This window comes from Mesorhizobium sp. L2C084A000 (assembly GCF_000502875.1).
Lineage (GTDB): Bacteria > Pseudomonadota > Alphaproteobacteria > Rhizobiales > Rhizobiaceae > Mesorhizobium.
Map to the genome: position 1 here is coordinate 124039 of NZ_AYWX01000001.1, position 22392 is coordinate 146430.

Here is a 22392-nt window from a genome sequence, read left to right on the forward strand (position 1 = left end):
TTTTGACGAATTTCCTGCGAAACGGGTCGCTGTTCGCCTTTGTCCTCGCGACACTCCTGACGCTGTGGGCGGCATCGTCGGCCTTTGCCGTCGAACCGATCAAGATTGCCCGGGACGACGTCGCGCTCGACCTTTCCGGCGCCGTCGAGATCTACCGGAACCAAGGCGAGAATTTCCAGGTGTCGACCGCGCCGGGTCCGGACGGCATCGTGCGACGCATCGAGGTCGAGGCCAATGATGCCCGTTCCACCGGCGACTGGGCTGTTTTCGCGCTCGCCAACACCACCGACCAGCAACTCGACCGGCTGATCGTCGCACCGCATTTCCGCCTGGTGAATTCCGGCATCTTCTGGCCGGATCTCGGCTCGACCCGCATCGCCGCCATCACGCCCAGCGAAGGCTTCGCGCTCGATCGCCAGACCAGCCCCGACGCCGACGTTTTCCGGGTGACGCTGAACCCCGGCACGGTGATTACCTTCATCGCCGAACTGGCCTCGCCGAAGCTGCCGCAGGTCTACCTCTGGGATCCGGAATCCTACAAGGACTCGGTCAATTCCTACACGCTGTTTCGCGGCATCGTCATCGGCATCGCGGGCCTGCTGGCGCTGTTCCTGACCATCCTTTTCGTAGTCAAGGGAACCTCGATGTTCCCGGCAACCGCGGCACTTGCCTGGGCGGTGCTGGCCTATATCTGCGTCGATTTCGGCTTCCTCAACAAGATCATCGAGATATCGCCCGGCAACGAGCAGATGTGGCGAGCGGGAACGGAGGTGGCGCTGGCGGGAACCTTCGTGGTGTTCCTGTTCGCCTATCTCAACCTCAACCGATGGCACGGCCATTTCAGTTATGGCGCGCTGGTCTGGATCCTCGGACTGGTGCTGATCGCCGGCGTCGCCATCGTCGATCCGGCGGTCGCCGCCGGCATTGCCAGGCTGTCCTTCGCCGCCACCGCACTGACCGGGCTTGGCCTGATCATCTTCCTCGGCATACGCGGCTACGACCGTGCCATCATGCTGGTGCCCAGTTGGGTCATGGTGCTGTTGTGGCTATGCGGATCGTGGATGGCGATCACCGGCATGCTCGACAACGACATTGCCCAGCCGGCCCTGGGCGGCGGGCTGATCCTGATCATCCTTCTGATCGGCTTCACCGTCATGCAGCATGCTTTTGCCGGCGGCGCGCTGCATCAGGGCCTGTTCTCCGACCTCGAGCGGCAGGCGCTGGCGGTCGCCGGTTCGGGCGACACGGTATGGGATTGGGACGTGCTGCGCGACCGCGTCGTCACCAAGCCCGATGTCAGCATCCAGCTCGGACTGGCGCCGAACAGCCTTGGCGGCGCGGCCCGCAACTGGCTCCCGGTGCTGCATGCCGACGACCGCGACACGTTCCGCACCACGCTCGACGTCGTGCTCGAACACCGGCGCGGCCGGGTATCGCAGAATTTTCGCCTGCGCGGCGCCGACGGCCACTATCACTGGTTTTCGCTGCGCGCGCGCCCTGTCATCGGATCCGACGGCGAGGTTATCCGCTGCGTCGGCACCATGGTCGACGTGACCGAGCAGAAAAAGTCCGAGGAAAGGCTGCTGCACGACGCCGTTCACGACAATCTTACCGGCCTGCCGAACCGCGAACTTTTGATGAATCGGCTGGAAGCGATCATCTCGATCGCGCGCACCGAAGAAAAGGTGCGGCCAACCGTCTTCGTCATCGACATCGACCGTTTCAAGCAGGTCAATGACGGGCTCGGCATCTCGGCCGGCGACACCATTTTGCTGACCATCGCACGCCGGCTGCACCGGCTGCTCAAGCCGAAGGATTCGCTGTCGCGCTTTGCCGGCGATCAGTTCGCGCTGATGCTATTGTCCGAACAGGACCCGGCCCGCATCGCTGCGGTCGCTGATGCAATCAAGCATTCCATCAACAACCCGATCACCTTTGCCAAGCGCGAGATCGTGCTGACCGCGTCGATCGGGCTGATCACCTGGAATTCGCCGCAGATGTCGGCCGAGGACATGGTCAAGGATGCCGAGCTTGCCATGCACCAGGCCAAGCGCTTCGGCGGCGACAGGATCGAGCCGTTCCGTCCGGCTTTCCGCACTGTAGGGACCGACAGGCTGCAGTTCGAATCCGACCTGCGCCGCGCCATCGAGCGACGCGAATTCACGCTTGCCTACCAGCCGATCGTGCGGCTCGAGGATGGCAGCGTCGCCGGCTTCGAGGCGCTGCTGCGCTGGGACCATCCGCGCCGCGGCATGATCCCGCCGGCGGATTTCATCCCGGTCGCCGAAAGCTGCGGGCTTATCGTGCAGCTCGGCCTGTTTGCCATGCAGCAGGCGGCGGAAGACCTCGCCAGCTGGCAAAAGCAGATCGGTGACGCGCCGCTGTCGGTCTCGGTCAATTTGTCCAGCCGTCAGCTGATCCGACGCGACTTGGTCAGCGACGTCCGCTCGGTCATCGCTCGGGCCAATCTGAAGCCGCGCTGCTTCCGGCTGGAGCTCACCGAATCGCTTGTGATGGACAATCCCGAGCAGACCGCCCATGTGCTGACCAAGCTGAAGCAGCTCGGCATCGGCCTGTCGCTGGATGATTTCGGCACCGGCTATTCCTCATTGGCCTATCTGACGCGTTTCCCCTTCGACACCATCAAGATCGACAAGAGCTTCGTCGACGACAACACGCCCAAGCGCGCGGTGCTGCTGAAATCGATGGTCAACATGGCGCATGAACTCGGCCTGTCCGTCGTCGCCGAGGGCATTTCGGACGAGAGCGACGCGCTGGAACTTCGCCAGATGGGCTGCGAATATGTCCAGAGCTTCATGTTCGGCGCACCAATGCCGGGCGACCAGGTGCTGAAGACGCTGAAGGAACAGTATCCGCTGACGCAAGCGTGATGGGATTCAGGCGCGCGTCGCCCAGGCGCGGACCTCTGCGATTGGCCGAGACGCCTATCGCTTCGTCATCCTAGGGCGAAGCAAGGAGCGCAGCGACGCGGCGCAGACCCTAGGAGCCATGCCGTGAGGTTAAAGCGTTGAAAACGGTTCAGATTTCTTCGCCGCTGCATCCTTCGACATAGGTCACGGAATGGATCCCAGGGTCTCCGCGACGGAGCTTCGCTCCTGCATCGCCCTAGGATGACGAAGGTGTAGGCGGCTTCGGCTAGCCGCGAATGTTGCGCATGACTGTTCGCGATTACGCGTGTCCGGCCGCCAAGCTGAGATGCGCAAGGTCGATACCGATCGAGGCGAGGATCCGGTCGTATTTGCGCTCGATGTCGGTGTCGAACAGAAGCTCGGCATTGGCCGGACAGGTCAGCCAGCCATTTTCGGCGATCTCGGTCTCCAACTGGCCGGCGCCCCAGCCGGAATAGCCGAGCGCCATCAGCGCATGACGAGGCCCGCGGCCGGACGATATTGCGCGCAATATGTCGACGGTCGCCGTCAGGCAGATGTCGTCGGAAACGGTCAGCGACGATTCCACCCGATAGTCTCCCGAATGCAGGACGAAGCCCCGGCTGCGGTCCACGGGGCCGCCATTGCGCACGACGAAATCGCGGGCCTGAGCCGGCAAGCGGATCGCCTCCTGCTCGTTCATGATGCCCAGTTGCACGAGCAGGTCCGGAAACAGCATCTGCTGCGTCTGGTTGATGATCAGGCCCATGGCGCCTTCATCGGAGTGCGCGCAGACATAGATGACCGAGCGCGTGAAACGGTCGTCCTTCATGCCGGGCATGGCAATCAGGAACTGATCGTCGAGAAAGCCGCGACTGGCGACCGTCTTCTTGTGGCGCAACAAGTCCATGAAGGGAGCGTAACGCGTTTCCAAAGCGCCGAAAAGATGCGCCGTGCTGGATTCGACCAAAGCCTGTTGCGGCGGCTCGAACATTCTTCTCCCTCGAAGTCACGCAAATATGATACCGGCAAGGCCATGAAATCATTGCGCGGCCACGAACGGACGATCAAATCACCGCCATGCGAAGCTTGAAAATCCTGCTGCTCGGCGCCGCCATCGGATCGGCAACCGCTCTTCCCGCCGCCGCCTCTTCGTCGGCGTGGTACAACAGTGAAGGCGGCAAGGTTCGGCTGGTGACATCAGGCAAAGCCGACGATGCCGGCCGTATCCAAGGCGTTCTCGATATTGCGCTCAAGCCTGGCTGGAAGACATATTGGCGCGATCCGGGCGACGCGGGCGTGCCGCCGCAACTCGACATTTCAGCCAGCACCAACATCGCCGACGCCACTCTGTCGTTTCCGGCGCCGCAGCGCCATGACGACGGCTATGGCAAATGGGCAGGCTACAACTATCCGGTTTCTCTGCCGGTGACATTCACGCTGGCGACGCCGAACCAGCCGGCGGTGATCGATGCCGACATCTTTCTCGGCATCTGCGAAACGATCTGCATTCCGGTGCAGACGCGGCTGACCGTCGACCCCGCCTCCGATCCGGACAATGCCGAGGACGCGGCGCTGGTGAAGGCGAGTTTTACGGCACTGCCTGGGCCCGCGAGGTCCGATTTCGGCATCAATGTGCTGCCGGGCGACCACGAGACGCTGATTGTCGAGGCGAGCTTTCCCGGCGATCCGGCGGCGGCGGATTTCTTCGTTGCCGGCGAGCGGGACTACATGTTCGGCACCCCGGCCCGCAGCGAAAAGGACGGCAAGCTGATTTTCACCGTGCCGATCCTCGATCGCCCCTCGACGACGCCGACCGATGGCGGGCTTCACTATACGCTGACGAGTGCGGCAGGTGCGGTCGAAGGGGTTCTGCCTTTCCCTTGATCCAGCCTGTCCCAACGATTGCAGGAAGCCGTTGAGTTCGCTACGCAAAGACACGTCCTTCCCATTTTCCCAAGCGAGGAATCCATGACCATTTCCGTTGGCGACAAGCTGCCTGACGTGACCTTCAAGACGATGACCGCCGATGGCGCCAAGCCGATCACCGGGGCCGAGATTTTCTCGGGCAAGAAGGTCGTGCTGTTTGGGGTTCCCGGCGCCTTCACACCTACCTGCAGCAACAACCATTTGCCGGGCTATCTCGAGAACCACGATGCCATCCTGGCGCGCGGCGTCGACACCATCGCCGTCGTTTCGGTCAATGACGTCCATGTCATGGGTGCCTGGGCGCACTTCACCGGCGGAGAGGGCAAGATCCTGTTCCTCGCCGACGGCAGTGGCGATTTCGCCAAGGCGGTGGGCCTCGATTACATCAGCAACGATATGGGCCTGCGCTCGAGGCGCTTCTCAATGATCATCGACGACGGCAAGGTCACCGCGCTCAATGTCGAGACCAAGCCCGGTGTCGACGAGTCCGGTGCGGCTCATATTCTGGGGCAGCTCTGAACTTCAGCGACAACGTCGGGCTGGACCGCAACGGTTGCCGCCGCCCGACGATCGCCCTTGTATTCCAGGGATTGCCTTTGGGGGGACCTCGATGTTTGACATGTTCTGGCGTGCTATCGCGATCGGCATCGGCGCTACGGTGGCGATGGATCTCTGGGCCATCTTCCTGCACAAGGCGTTCGGGCAGCCACGGCCGAACTGGGGGCCGGTCGGTCGCTGGGTCTGGCATCTCCGCGACAAGGTCTTTCACGATGATATCGGCGGTGCAGCGCCCTACGCGCATGAAAAGGCGCTGGGCTGGGCCTTTCACTATTTTGTCGGCATCGTCTACGGCATCATCCTGGTGGTGTTGGCCGGAGCGGGCNGCTGGCTTGCCGCGCCGACATTCCTGCCGGCCTTCATCCTCGGCATCGTCACCGTTGGCGCCGGCTGGTTCCTACTGGCACCCGGCATGGGCGCCGGTTGGGCCGCCTCGAAGCGGCCCAACCCGATGCTGATCCGTGCGCTGAACCTGGTGTCGCATACGGTGTTCGCGCTCGGGCTTTGGGGTACAGCGCTGCTGATCCGATAAACAGCTCGCTAGAATAAACGGTTCAGATCCCGCCGGCCGTCCACCACACGGACGATTTCAACCCACTCAACAGGGCCATCATCCGTGTCCGGAATCGTTTCGTAGAGCAGTACAAACGGCGCCTCCACCAGCATCCGTACGGAAGACCTGATATCGGGTGCCTAACACCCATGCGCGGATGGTCTGCCAGCTGCAAGGCCCGCGCTTCTAGAGCGTTTCATATTTTGACGGAAGCGTAGCCTGCGTTTTCGAAGTAGTTCTTGCATTCGGCTGCCTCGATGGTTTCGACGAGGTGGCCGATGTGGCGCCACGTGTCCTCGACGGTGCGTTTCTGAGCTTGTCGCATCCAGTGTTTGATCTTGGCGAAGGCCTGCTCGATCGGATTGAGGTCCGGCGAGTAGGGCGGCAGATACCAAAGCCTGGCGCCGGCAGCTTTGATCGTCTGCCTGATGGCCGCCGACTTATGGCTTCCCAGGTTATCCATGACCACGATGTCGCCGGGCTTCAGCACGGTGATGAGCTGCTGCTCGACATAAGCACGGAAGCATTGGCCGTTGATCGGTCCGTCGAAGACGCAAGGTGCTGCGAGCCGGTCCCAGCGTAGTGCACCGAGGAAGGTCAGCGTGCGCCAGTGGCCGTGTGGAGCCAAGCCGCGCAGCCGTTTGCCTTTCGGCCCCCAACCTCGCAGTGGAGCCATGTTGGTCTTGATCCAGGTCTCATCGATGAAGACCAGGCACTGTGGATCGAGACCGCTTTGCCAAGAGCGCCATCGCTGGCGCCTGCGGGCAATATCGGCACGCGCCTGCTCAAGGGCGAACAGAGTTTTTTTTGAAGCTCAGGCCTTCGCGGCGCAGGAACAGCCACACCGTATTGTGCGAGACCTTGACCCCGCGAGCATCCAGCTCGTCCTTCAGCCGACGCAGCGTCAGTTCAGAGGTCTGATTAAGCCGCTCCATAATGAAGGCCCGATGCGGCTCAAGGACGCGCTTGCGATGTCCGCCCATCTTGCCCGGCGCCACCGAGCCAGTGGCACGGTAACGCTGCGACCACTTCACTACAGAGGAAACCGCAACGCCAAAGCGCGAGGCAACCGCACGGCAGGTCTCCCCGTCGCCAACCGCCGCTACTGCACGCTCACGAAGATCATTTGAAAGCGCTCGCGTCATCAGATGCTGGCCTCCAATCCAGCCAGCATCTTGAATCACAAACATCCGGCTTTGGGAATCCTACGATTCTCTCAAAATAGNCTGGCCTCCAATCCAGCCAGCATCTTGAATCACAAACATCCGGCTTTGGGAATCCTACGATTCTCTCAAAATAGGAATCGCTCTAGTTGATCATAATAGCGATCGGCCGCTCGTATGTTTTCGCTGCCTATCATCACGTAGACGTCGATGAGGTCCGCCTTGGCCGCGGGTGACCAGACCAGCCTAACGGTCATTCCGCGAGGCTTCCGCCAGCCTTCGCCGAGCTTCCTTTCGCAACGCGTCGAAATCCACAGGCTCCGGCCTCCCACTTGCCTTGCCTTCATCCCACAGGTGCCTTAGCCGGCGGATATCGTCGTGCCGAAGTTCACGCTTGGCCAGCCAATCCCGCACCGCTTCACGCACAATCTCGCTTGCGGTGGCATACTCGCCCGCCTCGACAGCCTCACGCATCACAGCTGCTTGTTGCGGGGTCACAGCCACGCTCATTTTTCTACGTTTGCCACGCCCGTTTCCTTATCGCATTTTGCTCTATGGTAGGAAATATTACTCCCTCCGTATTCTGGAGCAACTGCGACGCCACCAAAGGCCTTACGTCCGCTGGACGCTGGTCAAGGCAGCCTGTCGTCGGCCGTCAACCGTTGATAACGCGATGCGCGCCTAGCCGCGCCGCTCCGGAAATTCAATAGCTCTGGGTCGAGCGCCGCACTTTCGCGATTGCCGGTTGTTTGGCCGGCGCAGCAGGCTTTGGCGCGGCTGCAGGCTTGAACGGACCTTTCTTGAACGGTGCCATGCCTTCACGCGCAAGCTCGTCGGCGCGCTCGTTCTCGACATGACCGTCATGGCCCTTGACCCAGTTCCAGGTGACCTTGTGGCGCTTGTTGGCCTCGTCGAGCGCCTGCCAGAGTTCACCGTTCTTCACAGGCTTCTTGTCGGCGGTCTTCCAGCCGTTCTTCTTCCAGCCGTGGATCCACTTGGAAATACCGTCCATGACATACTTGCTGTCGGTGTGAAGGTCGACCGTGCACGGTTCCTTCAGCGCGTTCAGCGCCGAAATGGCGGCCAACAGTTCCATGCGGTTGTTGGTCGTCTCGGCTTCGCCGCCGGAAAGCTCCTTGGTGGTGCCGTTGAAGCGCAGGATCGCGCCCCAGCCGCCGGGGCCGGGATTGCCCGAACAGGCGCCGTCGGTGAAGATCTCAACCTGTTTGCTCATGATACTCATATCAGGCCAATCCATATTCCGAAGACGATTTGATCGCCCGGTGGAACCGCATCCTTCTGATGTATTCGGTCGGATCGCGTTTCATCACCAGCCCGCCATCGGGAACGGTCAACCAGTCGTACAGCCGGGTCAGCATGAAGCGCAACGCCGAACCGCGCGCCAGCATCGGCAGCGCAGCCTTTTCCTGGTCGCTCAGGGGCCGGAGGCTCTGGTAGCCGGCGAGCAGCGCCTTGCCCTTGGTGAGATTGAAGGAAAAATCCTTCTCGAAGCACCAGGCGTTGAGACAGGTGGCGACATCGTAGGCGTAGAGGTCGTCGCAGGCGAAATAGAAATCGATCAGGCCGGACAGTTTTTCGCCGAGGAAGAAAACGTTGTCGGGGAAAAGATCGGCATGGATGATGCCTTGCGGCAGGTCTTTGGGCCAGTTGCGCTCGAAATCGGCAAAGTCGGCATCGACCTCGGCGGCCAGACCCGGCTCGACCTCGTCTGCGCGATCGCGCGCTGCATCCCAGAGCTTGCGCCAGCCGTCGATGGCCAGGGCATTCGGACGCGTCATCGAAAAATCGGCGCCGGCCAGATGCAATTGCGCCAGCGCCTTGCCGACCTCGGCGCAATGCGTTGCTGTGGGCCGCCGCAACGAAAGCCCTTCCAGGAAGGTGATGATGACCGCCGGCCGGCCGGCGAGCGTGCCGATGACGCTGCCGTCATGCGCGGTCACCGGCAGCGGGCAGGACACGCCCTTGTTGGCGAGATGGCCCATTAGCCCCAGGAAAAACGGCAAATCCGCCTTTTCGACGCGCTTCTCATAGAGCGTCAGGATGTAGGAGCCGCTGGAGGTGTGCAGCAGGAAGTTCGAGTTCTCGGTACCTTCGGCGATGCCCTTGTAGGACAGGAGATCGCCGACCGGATAGTGCTTCAGGAATGCGCCGAGTTCGCCTTCCGCAACGTCGGTGTAGACCGCCATGTGGCTTACGCGGCTCCATTGACGAAGGCCATGTCGGCCCGCGTCAGTTCGACATCGCGCAATACCCGCATGACCGGAAAATCCTCCGTTTCCGTGGCCGTGATGGCCAGATCGATCGTGACATCGAAGCGCTGCCGGAACGCGTCGATGATCTCGTCGACGATGATTTCGGGCGCCGACGCGCCGGCCGACAGGCCGAGCGTCGAGATGTTGCCGATGTCATTCCACGGAATCTCGGCGGCGCGCTGCACGAGAAGCGACATGGTGGCGCCTGCACGCTCCGCGACTTCGACAAGTCGTCGCGAATTGGAGGAATTCGGCGCGCCGACGATCAGATAGAGATCGGCGCCCGGCGCGGTGTCCTTGACGGCTTCCTGGCGGTTGGTGGTGGCATAGCAGATCGATTCCGCCGCCGGTGCCTGCAGCGCCGGAAAGCGATCCTGCAAGGCGCGGATGATGCCGGCGGTGTCCTCGACCGACAATGTGGTCTGGGTAACGAAGCCGAGCGCCTGCGGATCGGCGGGCGAGAGCTTTGCGGCATCGGCTTCGGTTTCGATCAGCGTCACCGCTCCGTCCGGCAGCTGGCCCATGGTGCCGATCACCTCGGGATGGCCGGCGTGACCAATCAACAGCACATGACGGCCGAGCCGCTGATGGCGCATCGCTTGCTTGTGGACCTTCGACACCAGCGGGCAGGTGGCATCGAGATAGAAGAGATTGCGCGCCTTCGCATCCGCCGGCACCGATTTCGGCACGCCATGCGCCGAGAACACGACGGGCGACTGCCGATGTTCGGCCGGTATCTCGGAGAGTTCCTCGATGAAGACGGCGCCAAGGCTTTGCAGCCCCTCGACGACGTAGCGGTTGTGCACGATCTCATGGCGGACATAGACCGGCGCGCCATATTTCTTCAGCGCCAGCACGACGATCTGGATGGCACGGTCGACACCGGCGCAGAAACCGCGCGGCTGGCAGAGCCGGATCGTCAGAGGTGGTTTGGTGGTTGTCTGAAGCATTAAATCCGGGCCGGTTGATCAAAGCCGAAATGAGGTGCGCACCCCTGCCCTGTCAAGGGCATCAGCCGCGTTCATTCGTCTTTCGCGGGACGGCGAAGCCGCAGGATGAGCACGGCTGCGAGCGCCGCGGCAAGCCCGTACCAAGTCATCGCATATTGCAGATGGCTGTTCGGGAGGTCGATGATGGTGACGCCGCCAACCGGCAAGCCGCCCGGGTTTGGCGTCTTGTCTGCGTCGATGAAGATCGGCACCAGCGCGGCGCCCGCCGGCAGACCGGCGCTCGCAGCCATCACGTCGCGGTCCTTCCAGTAGAAGATGTTCTTCGCCACGTCGTTGTCGGGCAGCATCATCGACGGCTTCGCCGGCAGCGGGTTGCGGGCCAGCCCGGTCACGGTCACTCTGCCAGTCACCTGTCCCTTGGCGCGCTTGGCGGCGTCCTTCAGATCGTAAGGCACGAAGCCGCGATTGATCAGGACGAAGCGGCCGTCGTCGAGCGCCAGCGGCGTGTAGACATTGAAGCCGGCGTCACCTTCCCAGGTTGCGTAGAAATGGCGTTCGCCTTGATGCAGGAACGTGCCGGTGACGGTAACCGGCGTATAGTCGACATCCCCGGTGGCGGCGAACTCTTTCTCGACCGCAACCAACGGCAAGGGCGCCGAATGGGTACGCTGGTCGATGGTCTGCAGAAGGCCTTCCTTCCAATACAGGCGCTGCACTTGCCAGGTGCCGAGCACCAGCAGGATCAGGAACAGCATAAGGCCAAGGCCGAGCAGCAATGCCGATCGCGGTCGCGAACGACCGTCAGTTTTAACGGAAGCCTCGCTCATTCGCCGCGATCCAGCCGGCCCTCGGCCGCTTTGTTGCGGTATTGCAGCGTCAGCAGCACGCCCTTGATCAGCCGCAGCGCCGTCAAGCACAGCACGACAGCCAGCGGAATCCAGACCAGCAGATGCAGCCAGAGCGGCGGGCTGAGCGTGACTTCTACCCAGAGCGCCAGGCCGACGATGATAAAGCCGATGATCAGGATCACGAACACCGCCGGCCCGTCGCCGGCATCAGCGTAGGAATAATCGAGGCCGCAATTGACGCAGCGCTTGCCGACGGTGAGGAAGCCGGAGAACAACCGCCCCTCGCCGCAACGCGGGCAGCGGCCATGCAGGCCGGCCGAGATCGGATCGATCGGCGGCCAGATCGCCCTGTCTTCACTCATGGGAGCGTCGTCGCTCATGCTTACCGCTCGATCTCGATCGGTGTGCCATCGGCCACCATCGCCCAGATTTCGTCCATATCGGAGTCCGTAACCGCAATGCAGCCGTCGGTCCAGTCGACCAATTGAAGCAGCCAGCCCCACCAGCCATAACCATTCGGTTGGCCGTGGATCATGATCATGCCGCCCGCGTCGACATTGCGCGCCCTGGCGGCCGCCAGATCGTCGGTGTTGGGGTAGGAAATATGGATCGACCTGTGCGCGATGCTGTTCGGGTTCCGCCAGTCGAGGACATAGTTCCCCTCGGGCGTGCGTTGATCGCCCTCCTGGTGCTTATGCCCCACAGGATCGCCGCCGAGTGCGATGCCGTAGCTGCGCAGGATCTTGCCGTAGCCGATGAGTTCCAGCCGGCGTTCGGCTTTGTGGACACGCACCAGATCCACCTTCTCGCCGGCAAAGGCCGGGAGTGCCGCGATCATCAATGCGCAAATGGCCCGGAAAATTGTCAGCCGCATCGGCTATCGATCAGCGATCATTGCGCCAAAAAGAAGAAGGCGGCCACGTTGCCGCGGCCGCCTTCTCGAAACGAAAACTCCTCAGGCCAGGATCAGTGGCCCTCGATCACCGCGCCAACCGATCCCCAGACGTAGATCGAGGCGAACAGGAAAAGCCAGACCACGTCGACGAAGTGCCAGTACCAGGCGGCCGCCTCGAAGCCGAAATGCTGCTTGGGGGTGAAATCACCCTTCATCGCCCGGATCAGGCAGACCAACAGGAAGATGGTGCCGATGATGACGTGGAAACCGTGGAAGCCGGTCGCCATGAAGAAGGTGGCGCCATAGATGGAATCCTTGAAGGCGAACGGAGCATGCATGTACTCGTAGGCCTGCACCATGGTGAACAGCATGCCGAGGCCAACAGTCAGCACCAGGCCGTTGATCAGGCCTTTGCGATCGCCATGGATGAGCGAATGGTGCGCCCAGGTCACCGTGGTGCCGGACAGCAGCAGGATGACGGTGTTGTAGAGCGGCAAATGGAAAGGATCGAGAACTTCCATGCCCTTCGGCGGCCAGACACCGCCGGTAAACGCGGTGCGGGCATATTGCTGGGCTTCGCTCGGAAACAGGCTGGCATCGAAATAGGCCCAGAACCAGGCAACGAAGAACATCACCTCAGAGGCGATGAACATGATCATGCCGTAGCGCAGATGCAGCGACACGACACGCGTGTGATGGCCCTCATGCGCTTCCTTAATGGTGTCCGACCACCAGGCGAACATGGTGTAGAGGATGATCACGAGGCCGATGAAGAACAGCCATGGATTGGCGATGTTGAAGCCGAAGATCGGGAACGAGCCGCCCTTCAGGTACTCCATCAGGCAGACGCCGCCAAAGGCGGTGACAAGTGCGCCTACCGATCCCAGGAAAGGCCACGGGCTCGGGTCGACGAGATGATAGTCATGCTGTGGTTTTGCGTGCGCGTCTGCCATATCAACCCCCGAGATTTGCTTCGGTATTCGAAATTGTCTTGCTGTTGCCCTCGGCCGGCTCCGAGGAGGCGACCGGCTTGGTCTTCTCGACCGGGAACATCGTGTAGGACAGAGTGATCGTCTTCACGTCCTTGAGCTCCGGCACATTGACGATGTCGGGGTCCACGTAGAACAGCACCGGCATGTCCAGCGTCTCCCCGGGCTTCAGCGTCGTGTCGGTGAAGCAGAAGCACTCGACCTTGTTGAAATAGGGACCTGCCAGTTCAGGCTGCACGTTGAAGGTAGCGCGGCCGGTCACGGGACGATCGAACTTGTTGGTCGCCTGATAGTGCGCCTGCACGGTCTCGCCGATCTTCATCGTCATCGAGCGCTGGACCGGCTGGAACTCCCACGGCACGCCAGCGATGTTGGCATCGAAGCGGACAGTGATCTCGCGGTCGAGCACGCGGCCGGCATACTGCTTCTCGGCACGTTGCGTCGTGCCGCCATAGCCGGTGGCCTGGCAAAACATTTTGTAAAGCGGCACCGCGGCATAGGCCATGCCGATCATGCCGGTGAAAAAGGCGAGGCAGACAGCCGCGACGATGACGTTGCCGTTCTTGCCAGCCGTTTTTTTTGAGGTCTCGACGCTCATCACATCGTGCCCAGATTGTGGCCGAACTTCACGATCGTCGCGATGTAGAAAATGACCACCAGCAGCGCCAGCGCCACACCGATGGCGATAGAACGGCTGCGCTGCGCCTTCTTCTGACGCTCGGTCAACGTGACGGTCTCGAGCTTTTCCTCGATCATGGTCATGCTCCACCCATGGCAAGCGCGCGTTCGACAACGCTGTCGGCCAGATAGGCAGCGAAGATGGCGAAGAGGTAAAGCAGCGAATAGGCGAACAGGGCCTTGGCCGGTTTCATGACGCCGTCATCGTCGGCCATGCCAAGCACTTTCCACGCGTACCAGACAAAACCGACTCCCAGAAGCAGGGCGGCCACGCCATAGAACGGCGTGGTGTAGCCAAGCAGCCACGGCAGCACGCCGACCGGGGCCAGCACCAGCGCATAGGCGAAGATCTGGCGGCGGGTCGAAGCGTGGCCGGCGACGTTGGGCATCATCGGAATGCCGGCCTTGGCATAGTCCTCGGACTTGAACAGCGCCAGCGCCCAGAAATGCGGCGGCGTCCACAGGAAGATGATCAGGAACAGGACAATGCTTTCGAGGCTGACTGTCCCGGTCACCGCGGCCCAGCCGATCACAGGCGGAATGGCGCCGGCGGCGCCGCCGATGACGATGTTCTGCGGCGTCCAGCGCTTCAGCCACATCGTGTAGACGACGGCGTAGAAAAAGATGGTGAAGGCAAGCAGCGTCGCCGCCAGCCAGTTGACCAGTACGCCGAGCGTCATCACCGACAGCACCGACAGCACCAGCCCGAAGGTCAGCGCTTCGTGCGGCTGGATGCGACCGGCCGGGACCGGGCGGGTGGCGGTCCTGGTCATCACGGCATCGATGTCGGCATCGTACCACATGTTGAGCGCGCCGGAGGCACCAGCACCTATTGCAATAGCCAGGATGGCGATCACCGCCAGCAGAGGGTTGATGGTCACGGGTGCGGCGACAAGGCCGACAAAGGCGGTGAACACCACCAGCGACATGACGCGCGGCTTCAGCAGCGCGAAGAAATCGCCCGCCGTCGCTTCCGACATGCGAAAGCCCGCTTCGTCAATCAATGGGTCGTCGACAAGGGCCATGCGTACTTAAGTCCATCATCCGTTGGCCAAAACCGCCGGCGGACCGGCGGTTTCGTATTCGAGCGGGCAGCCGCCTTACTTGATTTTCGGCAGCTGTTCCCACTGGTGGAAGGGCGGCGGCGAAGGCAGCTGCCATTCGAGCGTCGTTGCGCCCTCGCCCCATGGGTTGGCGCCGGCGATCCGCTTCTTCTGGAAGGCCTCGAACACGCCATAGAGGAAGATCAGGACGCCGATGGCCGAGATATACGAGCCGATGGACGACACATAATTCCAGCCGGCAAACGCATCGGGGTAGTCGATGGTGCGGCGCGGCATGCCGGCGAGACCGAGGAAGTGCTGCGGGAAGAAGATCAGGTTCACGCCGACGAAGGTGACCCAGAAGTGGGTGTTGGCGATGACGGGCGAATACATGTAGCCGGTCATCTTCGGGAACCAGTAGTACCAGCCGGCGAAGATGGCGAACACCGCGCCCAGTGACAGCACGTAGTGGAAGTGGGCAATGACGAAATAGGTGTCATGCAGCGAGCGGTCGAGGCCGGCATTGGCCAGCTGGACGCCGGTGACGCCGCCGATGGTGAACAGGAAGATGAAGCCCAGCGCCCACAGCATCGGCGTCTTGAACGAAATCGACCCGCCCCACATCGTCGCGATCCAGGAGAAAATCTTCACGCCTGTCGGCACCGCGATGACCATGGTGGCGAAGACGAAATAGCGCTGCGTGTCGAGCGACAGGCCGGTCGTGTACATGTGGTGCGCCCACACGATGAAGCCGACGGCGCCGATCGCCACCATGGCATAGGCCATGCCGAGATAGCCGAACACCGGCTTCCTCGAGAAGGTCGAGATGACGTGACTGATGATGCCGAAGCCCGGCAGGATCAGGATGTACACTTCAGGGTGACCGAAGAACCAGAACAGGTGCTGGAAGAGGATCGGGTCGCCGCCGCCGTCGGGCGCAAAGAAGGTGGTGCCGAAATTGCGGTCGGTAAGCAGCATGGTGATGCCACCGGCCAGAACCGGCAACGACAGCAGGAGCAGGAAGGCGGTGATCAGCACCGACCAGGCAAACAGCGGCATCTTGTGCAGCGTCATGCCAGGCGCGCGCATGTTGAAGATGGTGGTGATGAAGTTGATGGCGCCGAGGATCGACGACGCACCGGCAATGTGGATCGACAGGATCGCCAGATCCATGGCCGGCCCGGGCTGGCCCGAGGTCGAAAGCGGCGGATAGAGCGTCCAGCCGCCACCGACGCCAAAGGCGCCCGGCGCGCTCGGCACGAACATCGAGGTGAGAAGCAGGATGAAGGCCGGCGGCAACAGCCAGAAGGAGATGTTGTTCATGCGCGGGAACGCCATGTCGGGCGCGCCGATCATGATCGGAACCATCCAGTTGGCGAAACCGCCGATCAGCGCCGGCATGACCATGAAGAAGATCATGATCAGGGCGTGCGCGGTGGCGAAGGCATTGTACATGCTCTTGCCGCCGTCGATCGCGGCGTCACCGTTCATGCCATAGACCATCTGCGCCAGGCCGCTGAAGATTTGGATGCCAGGCTCCTGCAGCTCCATGCGGATGGCGACCGACAAGGCACCGCCGATGATGCCGGCCATGATCGCGAAGATCAGGTAGAGCGTGCCGATGTCCTTGTGATTGGTCGAATAAACCCAGCGGACCCAGCCGTGATAAGGCTTGTGGTCATGCCCGTCGTGAGCTGCAGCGTCTGCCATGTTCCGCTCCGTTCCCTAAATCTTGCTAACCCGCGGCATCAGTTGCCGGCGGCCGCTACCTTGTTCTGGCCGTCGACCTCGGCCATCAGCGTCTTGTTGGCGCCGGGCAGATCGGTCTTGGCTGCCGCCAGCCAGGTCTTGAACTGCGCATCGGAGACGACGCGGATGGCGATCGGCATGAAGGCATGATCCTTGCCGCAGAGCTGCGAGCACTGGCCGTAAAAAATACCTTCCTTCTCCGCCTTGAACCAAGTCTCGTTGGTGCGGCCCGGAATGGCATCGATCTTGATACCGAACGACGGCATGGCAAAGGAGTGGATCACGTCGGTCGCGGTGACGAGCACGCGGGTCATGGTGTTGACCGGCACCACCAGTTCGTTGTCGACGGCCAGCAGGCGCGGATAGACCTTGCGGTCCTCCTTGCCGGCGCCGGCCCGATCACCGTCCTGGAGGATCGCGGAGTTGAAGGAGAGCGTGTTTTCGGTCTGGTACTCGTAGTCCCAGTTCCACTGGTTGCCGGTCGCCTTGACGGTCAGCTTTGCTTCTTCCGGCGGCGTATATTGCGCGGTCAGCAGCTGGAACGAGGGAATGGCGATGAGCAGCAGGATGACGACTGGCCCGATCGTCCAGATCAACTCGATCCACGTGTTGTGGCTGGTCTTGGACGGAACCGGGTTGGCGCTCGCGCGGAATCTGACGATGCAGTAGGCGAGCAGAAGCAGCACCAGGATGGTGATCGGGACGATGAACCACATTGTGTAGTTTCCGAACCACTCGATCTGCCGCATCATGTCGGTCGCCGGCGCCTGGAAGGTTGTCTCCCAGTTCTTGGGCTGGTCGGCATGGGCGGATGCGCCGGCGAAAAACGTGATAGCGGCACAAGCACTTAGAAACTTGGCACTTGCTGGAACCTTGGCGTTTGCCAGGAAATTTCTCATCGCCCTCATCGTCTCCCAGTTCCTCGCTGCGGTACTCACGAGAATAACGAACAATGCCGGGACGGGAATCCCGACAGTTTCAAGCTGGTTCAAACCATACTCTTTTTCCCTCCGCAAGAAAGGAGCGGACGAAACCGTGCGGCATTTTTGCGCGCAAGCCCGGATGTGCCTTTGGCGGCAGCCGCGGCAGCACCGAATCGCCTACAGTGAGCCCGCAGCAGCATTCCCGCGGGCCGCACGTGCCGAACGTCGCAATTCGGGCGAAATTGGCAGGGAAAAGCGCCCTATTGGCTTTTTCGGGGCAGACCTGGTGCGGTCTCGTCCTTTACTTGGCTTTGGCGCGGCTTAAAGTGCCGTGATTCGCAATGGAGCCGTCATGAATTACTGGCTTTCGAGAAACTCTCGGTTTTCGAGAAACTGGGCGAAGGTCATCTTTCTCGCCGCCCTGTCTGGCATCGGCTTGTCCGCGATCGTGTCCGGCACGGCCAACGCCGCGCAGCCGAGCGGCACCGTGCGCTCGACGCATGGCGCATGGTCGATCATCTGCGACACACCGGCCGGCGCCACCTCGGAACAATGCGTGATGATGCAGAACGTCGTCGCCGAGGACCGTCCCGAGATGGGATTGTCGGTCGTGGTGCTGCGCACCGCTGACAACAAGGCGGAGATCCTGCGCGTGCTGGCGCCGCTCGGCGTGCTTTTGCCCAACGGGCTCGGCCTCAATGTCGACGGCAAGGATATCGGCCGCGCCTATTTCGTGCGCTGCTTCCAGGACGGCTGCTATGCCGAGGTCATTCTCGAAAAGCCGCTTCTCGACACGCTGAAGACCGGCACGTCGGCCACCTTCATCGTCTTCCAGACCCCGGAAGAAGGCATCGGCATCCCGGTCGACCTCAAGGGTTTTGCCGACGGCTTCGCCGCGCTCCCCTGACAGCCCGGCGACATCACCGACTTCATCAACCAGAAGTGACATTGGCGGGCTGCTGGCAAACCGCTTTTGTCTTCACAATGCGGCAGAACGATTGTCTCGGCGCACCTTCGCGCCTACATCGTGGCAAAGACCCATTCCTCCTGTGAACGGACGCGCCATGAACAGCCTGATCGGCCAATTCGACATTTCAGACGATCGCATCAAGCAGATCGTCGCTGAGACCATCAACGGCGCCGATGACGGCGAGCTGTTCCTCGAATATAGCGAGAGCGAAGCGCTGATGTTCGACAACGGCCGGCTGAAGACCGCCAACTTCAACACCGACCAGGGTTTTGGCCTGCGTGCGGTTGCCGGCGAAGCCAGCGGCTATGCCCATTCCAGCGACCTCTCCGAAGCTTCGCTGCTGCGCGCGGCCGATGCCGTTTCAACCGTCAAGGGCGGTTATTCCGGGACGCTTGCCGCCGCACCCGCCCGCACCAACCGCCATCTCTATGGCGAAGAGAACCCGATCCCCTCGCCTTCCTTCGAGGCCAAGGCAAAGCTCTTGCAGGAAATCGATGCCTGGCTGCGCGCCGAGGATCCGCGCGTGCGGCAGGTTTCGGCATCGCTCGCCGCATCCTGGCAGCATGTCGAGATCGTGCGCGCTGATGGCCAAATGGTGCGCGACATCCGCCCGCTGGTCCGCATCAACGTCTCCGTCGTGGTCGGCGATGGTGACCGCCAGGAGAGCGGCTCCTACGGCATGGGTGGCCGCAAGGCGTTTGGCGAATTCCTGGTCGAGGGCAGCTGGAAGCACGCCGCCAAGGAGGCGCTCAGGCAAGCTCTGGTCAATCTCGAGGCCATACCGGCCCCGGCCGGCACTTTCGACATCGTCTTGTCCAGCGGCTGGCCGGGCGTCATGCTGCACGAGGCCGTCGGCCATGGGCTGGAAGGCGATTTCAACCGCAAGAAGACCTCGGCCTTCGCCGGCCTGCTAGGCCAGCAGGTCGCCGCCAAGGGGGTGACCGTCGTCGACGACGGCACGATGCCCGAGCGGCGCGGCTCGCTGACCGTCGACGACGAAGGCACGCCTTCGGCCCGCAATGTGCTGATCGAAGACGGCAAGCTGGTCGGCTACATGCAGGATCGCCAGAACGCCCGGCTGATGGGCATGAAGGCAACCGGCAACGGCCGTCGCGAAGGCTACGCCCACCAGCCGATGCCGCGCATGACCAACACCTACATGACATCAGGCGACATGGAGCCGGACGAAATCATCGCCTCGGTCAAGAACGGCATTTATGCTGTCTCCTTCGGTGGCGGCCAGGTCGACATCACCTCTGGCAAATTCGTGTTCGGCTGCACCGAGGCCTACATGATCGAGAACGGCAAGGTGACGCAGCCGATCAAGGGCGCGATGCTGATAGGCAACGGCCCGGACGCCATGCACCGCGTGTCGATGATCGGCAACGACATGAAGCTCGACACCGGCATCGGCATGTGCGGCAAGGCCGGACAGGGCGTGCCCGTCGGCGTCGGCCAGCCGCATCTGCGCATGAATCAGATGACGGTCGGCGGCACGCGGGTCTGATGCGATGGCCACTGGAGAAAAATCCGTTGCCTCCAGTCAACCGCCGATCAGCTCACACGGCCTGCTCCGGTCTTTCCCCCAACGCGACCCGAGGATGTGTTCGGGTCGCTGCCCAACAGAGGCAAGTCGAAAACATTGAGAGAAATAGAAACGGGCGTGCTCGCGGAAGCACGGCGTCGCCAAACCAGCGAATGATCTACCGCCTCTTCTTCGGCTTCTCCAGCAGCGCCACTGCCTCGACATGCGGCGACCACAGGAACTGGTCGATCGGGGTGACGCTTTTCAAGGTGTAGCCACCGTCGAGCAGGATGCGCAAATCCCGCGCGAGCGTCACCGGATTGCAGGACACCGCCGCAACGTAGGGAACATCCGAGCGGGCGATCTGCTTCGACTGGTCCTCGGCGCCGGCGCGTGGCGGATCGAACACCAGGCCGTCGAACGCATTCAACTCCTTGAACGTCAGCGGCCGGCGGAACAGGTCGCGGCGTTCGCCCGTCACCCGCTTCAGGCCAGTGGCGAAACGCGATCCACGGTCGAGGGCCGAAAGGGCTGCCGCATCGCCCTCCACCGCATGGACTTCCGACTTCGCGGCCAGGCGCAGAGCAAAACTGCCGCAACCGGCGAAAAGATCCGCCACCTTCTTGGCACGCTTCAGATGCCCGCCGACGATATCGGCCATCGCCTGTTCGGCGGCCTCGGTTGCCTGCAGGAACGCGCCCGGGGGCAAGGCTACAGCGACGCTGCCGAACATGACCACCGGCTTCCTCGGCTCGATGATGATTTCGTCATCGATGGACAGCCTGGCAAAGCCCTGCGCCATGACGAAATTGGCAGCGATGCGGCGCTGATGCTCCCCCAGCTTGCCGGATTCATGAACCGCGACATCGAGACCCGAACCGGTCACGGTGACCGCCAGCCGGAACGATTTGGTGGTTGCGCAGACCAATTCGGCGAGCGCCTTCAACCGATCGAGCGAAGCGACGATCTCCGGCAGCGAGATCGGGCATTCCGATATGGCGATGATCTCTGGCGACAGATGGCGATGGAAGCCGAGCAGCATGCCTGTATCGGTGCGGCGGGCGGCAAGCACGACACGGCGGCGCGTCTGCGGCGCGCAGGCGACCAGGTCACCGATCTCGCAATCGATGCCTTTGCCCTTTAGGATGTGCGCCACCTTTTCGCGTTTCCACTGGCGATAGGCTTCGGCTTCGAAATGCTGGAGCGCGCAACCGCCGCATTCGGTGAAATGGTGGCAGGCGGGATCGATGCGCAGCGGCGATGATTCCAGCACCGCCATCAGCATGGCGCGATCCCTTTCGCGCGCGGCGGTAACCGTTTCACCGGGCAGTGTGAAGGGAATGAACAGATCCCCTGTCTCGGTCTCGGCGACACCGTCGCCCTGAGCGCCAAGTTTCCTGATGCTGAAGCGCGCGCTCATCGGTCCTTGATCCCACCGAGCAGGAATTCGCGATTGCCGTCGCCGCCCTCGATCGGCGACAAATGCAGGCCCAGCGAGCGCCAACCGGGAACGGAGTCCAGCCAATCCTGCAGCAGGCCGGCGACACGAGAGGCGTCGTAGGGATCTTTCAACAGACCACCCTTGCCGATCGCATCACGGCCCGCCTCGAATTGCGGCTTGACCAGAAACATGGCCTTGGCGCCAGCCTTCGCCAGACCAAGCGCCGGCGGCAGCGCCAGTTTCAGCGAGATGAAGCTGACGTCGGACACGATGAAATCCGGAATACGCCCGCTGAGATCGGCAACAGCGAGGTCGCGGGCGTTCAGTCCTTCGATCACCGTCACACGCGGGTCGCCGCCGATATCAGGATGCATCTGGCCATGACCGACATCGACCGCGGTGACATGGGCCACGCCGCGCTCGAGCAACACCTGGGTGAAGCCGCCGGTCGAGGCGCCGATGTCGAGCGCTTCACAGCCGGCAGGGTCGAGGCCGAAATGATCGAGCCCACCGATCAGCTTGAGTGCCGCGCGCGACACATAGCCTTGCGCCGGATCATCGATGGTAAGAAGGCATTGCGGCAAAACGCTCTGGCCGGGCTTGCGCGCAATGACGCCGTCGACGGTCACCGTGCCACGCTCGACCGCGTCGCGGGCACGTGAGCGGCTGGCAAACAGCCCGCGCTGGACGAGCAGGTCGTCGAGCCGCTGGCGTGCGCTGGCTGGCAAAGGCGAATTCATCGGCCTTCATGGCGAAAGCCGACGACGATGGCAAGAGCGCCAGATGGAAGCATTTCGTCTCCCGTTCCATCGTCACACCCAGCATCTTGCACCGTGACGATGGTGAGGCGTTCCGTCCCGCCGACCATCCTTATGAATATCCATGCGTTACGCCCGTTGAGACGGATGACCGCCGAAGCATGGGGTCTCGCCGCCTGCGGATAAATACCAAACACCTAGAAAGCCTCATGATTTCTTAACCAATTTTCATCGCATTTGCTTGAGGACTTCAATGTTA

At 62.1% G+C, this 22392-nt stretch carries 23 protein-coding genes and 1 pseudogene; 6 read left to right on the forward strand and 18 right to left on the reverse strand.

Going from position 1 to position 22392, the window contains the following annotated elements; genetic code table 11:
* Positions 1-2 precede the first annotated feature (2 nt).
* Positions 3-2891, forward strand: coding sequence for an EAL domain-containing protein (locus X735_RS164925; protein WP_023808593.1), 2889 nt, complete (start codon positions 3-5; stop codon positions 2889-2891).
* A gap of 298 nt (positions 2892-3189) precedes the next feature.
* On the opposite strand, the gene X735_RS164920 is transcribed toward X735_RS164925, so the two are convergent.
* Complete coding sequence (locus tag X735_RS164920) at positions 3190-3798, reverse strand: YqgE/AlgH family protein (protein WP_023808594.1); 609 nt, start codon at positions 3796-3798, stop codon at positions 3190-3192.
* A 170-nt stretch (positions 3799-3968) separates the two neighbouring features.
* Between X735_RS164920 and X735_RS164915 the strand changes: the two genes are divergently transcribed.
* From X735_RS164915 to X735_RS164905, 3 genes are all read left to right on the forward strand, one after another.
* A complete protein-coding gene (locus X735_RS164915) occupies positions 3969-4775 on the forward strand; it encodes a protein-disulfide reductase DsbD domain-containing protein (protein ID WP_023808595.1) in 807 nt (268 codons plus the stop codon).
* Between the two features lie 84 nt (positions 4776-4859).
* Entirely contained in the window at positions 4860-5336 is a 477-nt protein-coding gene (locus X735_RS164910) for a peroxiredoxin (protein WP_023808596.1), read from the forward strand.
* A gap of 91 nt (positions 5337-5427) precedes the next feature.
* Positions 5428-5907: a DUF2938 domain-containing protein gene (locus X735_RS164905; RefSeq protein WP_023808597.1), complete on the forward strand. Its 480-nt coding sequence runs from the start codon at positions 5428-5430 to the stop codon at positions 5905-5907.
* An 8-nt stretch (positions 5908-5915) separates the two neighbouring features.
* Here X735_RS164905 and X735_RS1000000169545 read toward each other — a convergent pair.
* The 15 genes and pseudogenes from X735_RS1000000169545 to coxB all read right to left on the reverse strand — a co-directional run.
* Positions 5916-6118 (reverse strand): annotated as a pseudogene (locus X735_RS1000000169545) (type II toxin-antitoxin system RelE/ParE family toxin); the annotation flags it as partial.
* Between the two features lie 6 nt (positions 6119-6124).
* Positions 6125-7073 (reverse strand): IS630 family transposase gene (locus X735_RS1000000167035; RefSeq protein WP_031249521.1). Its coding sequence is split into 2 segments (ribosomal slippage): positions 6125-6736 and positions 6738-7073, totalling 948 coding nucleotides; the frame shifts between segments, so codons are not numbered across the junction.
* A 264-nt stretch (positions 7074-7337) separates the two neighbouring features.
* Positions 7338-7601: a type II toxin-antitoxin system ParD family antitoxin gene (locus tag X735_RS164890; protein ID WP_023808601.1), complete on the reverse strand. Its 264-nt coding sequence runs from the start codon at positions 7599-7601 to the stop codon at positions 7338-7340.
* A 193-nt stretch (positions 7602-7794) separates the two neighbouring features.
* Positions 7795-8325 (reverse strand): ribonuclease HI, encoded by a 531-nt coding sequence (gene rnhA / locus X735_RS164885; protein WP_023808602.1) that lies wholly within the window; start codon positions 8323-8325, stop codon positions 7795-7797.
* Between the two features lie 10 nt (positions 8326-8335).
* Complete coding sequence (locus X735_RS164880; RefSeq protein WP_023808603.1) at positions 8336-9298, reverse strand: homoserine kinase; 963 nt, start codon at positions 9296-9298, stop codon at positions 8336-8338.
* A gap of 5 nt (positions 9299-9303) precedes the next feature.
* Entirely contained in the window at positions 9304-10314 is a 1011-nt protein-coding gene (gene ispH, locus X735_RS164875; protein WP_023808604.1) for a 4-hydroxy-3-methylbut-2-enyl diphosphate reductase, read from the reverse strand.
* Positions 10315-10385: 71 nt separating this feature from the next.
* Positions 10386-11141, reverse strand: a complete 756-nt coding sequence (locus X735_RS164870) for an SURF1 family protein (RefSeq protein WP_023808605.1) — start codon at positions 11139-11141, stop codon at positions 10386-10388.
* On the reverse strand, positions 11138-11524 hold the full coding sequence (locus X735_RS164865; protein WP_023808606.1) for a DUF983 domain-containing protein: 387 nt from the start codon (positions 11522-11524) through the stop codon (positions 11138-11140). The genes X735_RS164870 and X735_RS164865 overlap by 4 nt, the downstream gene beginning before the upstream one ends.
* A 20-nt stretch (positions 11525-11544) precedes the next feature.
* Positions 11545-12036, reverse strand: coding sequence for a L,D-transpeptidase family protein (locus X735_RS164860; protein WP_023808607.1), 492 nt, complete (start codon positions 12034-12036; stop codon positions 11545-11547).
* 92 nt (positions 12037-12128) lie between these two features.
* The gene (locus tag X735_RS164855; protein WP_023808608.1) at positions 12129-13010 is read right to left on the reverse strand and encodes a cytochrome c oxidase subunit 3; all 882 of its coding nucleotides are present in this window, start codon (positions 13008-13010) and stop codon (positions 12129-12131) included.
* A gap of 1 nt (position 13011) precedes the next feature.
* Entirely contained in the window at positions 13012-13644 is a 633-nt protein-coding gene (locus X735_RS164850) for a cytochrome c oxidase assembly protein (RefSeq protein ID WP_023808609.1), read from the reverse strand.
* Positions 13644-13802 (reverse strand): hypothetical protein, encoded by a 159-nt coding sequence (locus X735_RS164845; RefSeq protein WP_013532777.1) that lies wholly within the window; start codon positions 13800-13802, stop codon positions 13644-13646. Before X735_RS164845 ends, X735_RS164850 begins: the two co-directional genes overlap by 1 nt.
* 2 nt (positions 13803-13804) lie before the next feature.
* The gene (locus tag X735_RS164840; RefSeq protein ID WP_023808610.1) at positions 13805-14749 is read right to left on the reverse strand and encodes a heme o synthase; all 945 of its coding nucleotides are present in this window, start codon (positions 14747-14749) and stop codon (positions 13805-13807) included.
* Positions 14750-14824: 75 nt separating this feature from the next.
* Positions 14825-16477 (reverse strand): cytochrome c oxidase subunit I, encoded by a 1653-nt coding sequence (gene ctaD, locus X735_RS164835; protein WP_023808611.1) that lies wholly within the window; start codon positions 16475-16477, stop codon positions 14825-14827.
* A gap of 38 nt (positions 16478-16515) precedes the next feature.
* Positions 16516-17532, reverse strand: coding sequence for a cytochrome c oxidase subunit II (gene coxB / locus X735_RS164830; protein WP_032908600.1), 1017 nt, complete (start codon positions 17530-17532; stop codon positions 16516-16518).
* 259 nt (positions 17533-17791) lie between these two features.
* Here coxB and X735_RS164825 point away from each other — a divergent pair, with 259 nt between their 5' ends.
* Positions 17792-18346: an invasion associated locus B family protein gene (locus X735_RS164825; RefSeq protein ID WP_023808613.1), complete on the forward strand. Its 555-nt coding sequence runs from the start codon at positions 17792-17794 to the stop codon at positions 18344-18346.
* Between the two features lie 157 nt (positions 18347-18503).
* Entirely contained in the window at positions 18504-19916 is a 1413-nt protein-coding gene (tldD, locus tag X735_RS164820) for a metalloprotease TldD (protein ID WP_023808614.1), read from the forward strand.
* A 196-nt stretch (positions 19917-20112) separates the two neighbouring features.
* On the opposite strand, the gene X735_RS164815 is transcribed toward tldD, so the two are convergent.
* Both X735_RS164815 and X735_RS164810 read right to left on the reverse strand, forming a co-directional pair.
* A complete protein-coding gene (locus X735_RS164815) occupies positions 20113-21354 on the reverse strand; it encodes a class I SAM-dependent RNA methyltransferase (RefSeq protein WP_023808615.1) in 1242 nt (413 codons plus the stop codon).
* Positions 21351-22115, reverse strand: a complete 765-nt coding sequence (locus X735_RS164810) for a TlyA family RNA methyltransferase (RefSeq protein ID WP_023808616.1) — start codon at positions 22113-22115, stop codon at positions 21351-21353. Before X735_RS164810 ends, X735_RS164815 begins: the two co-directional genes overlap by 4 nt.
* Positions 22116-22392 lie beyond the last annotated feature (277 nt).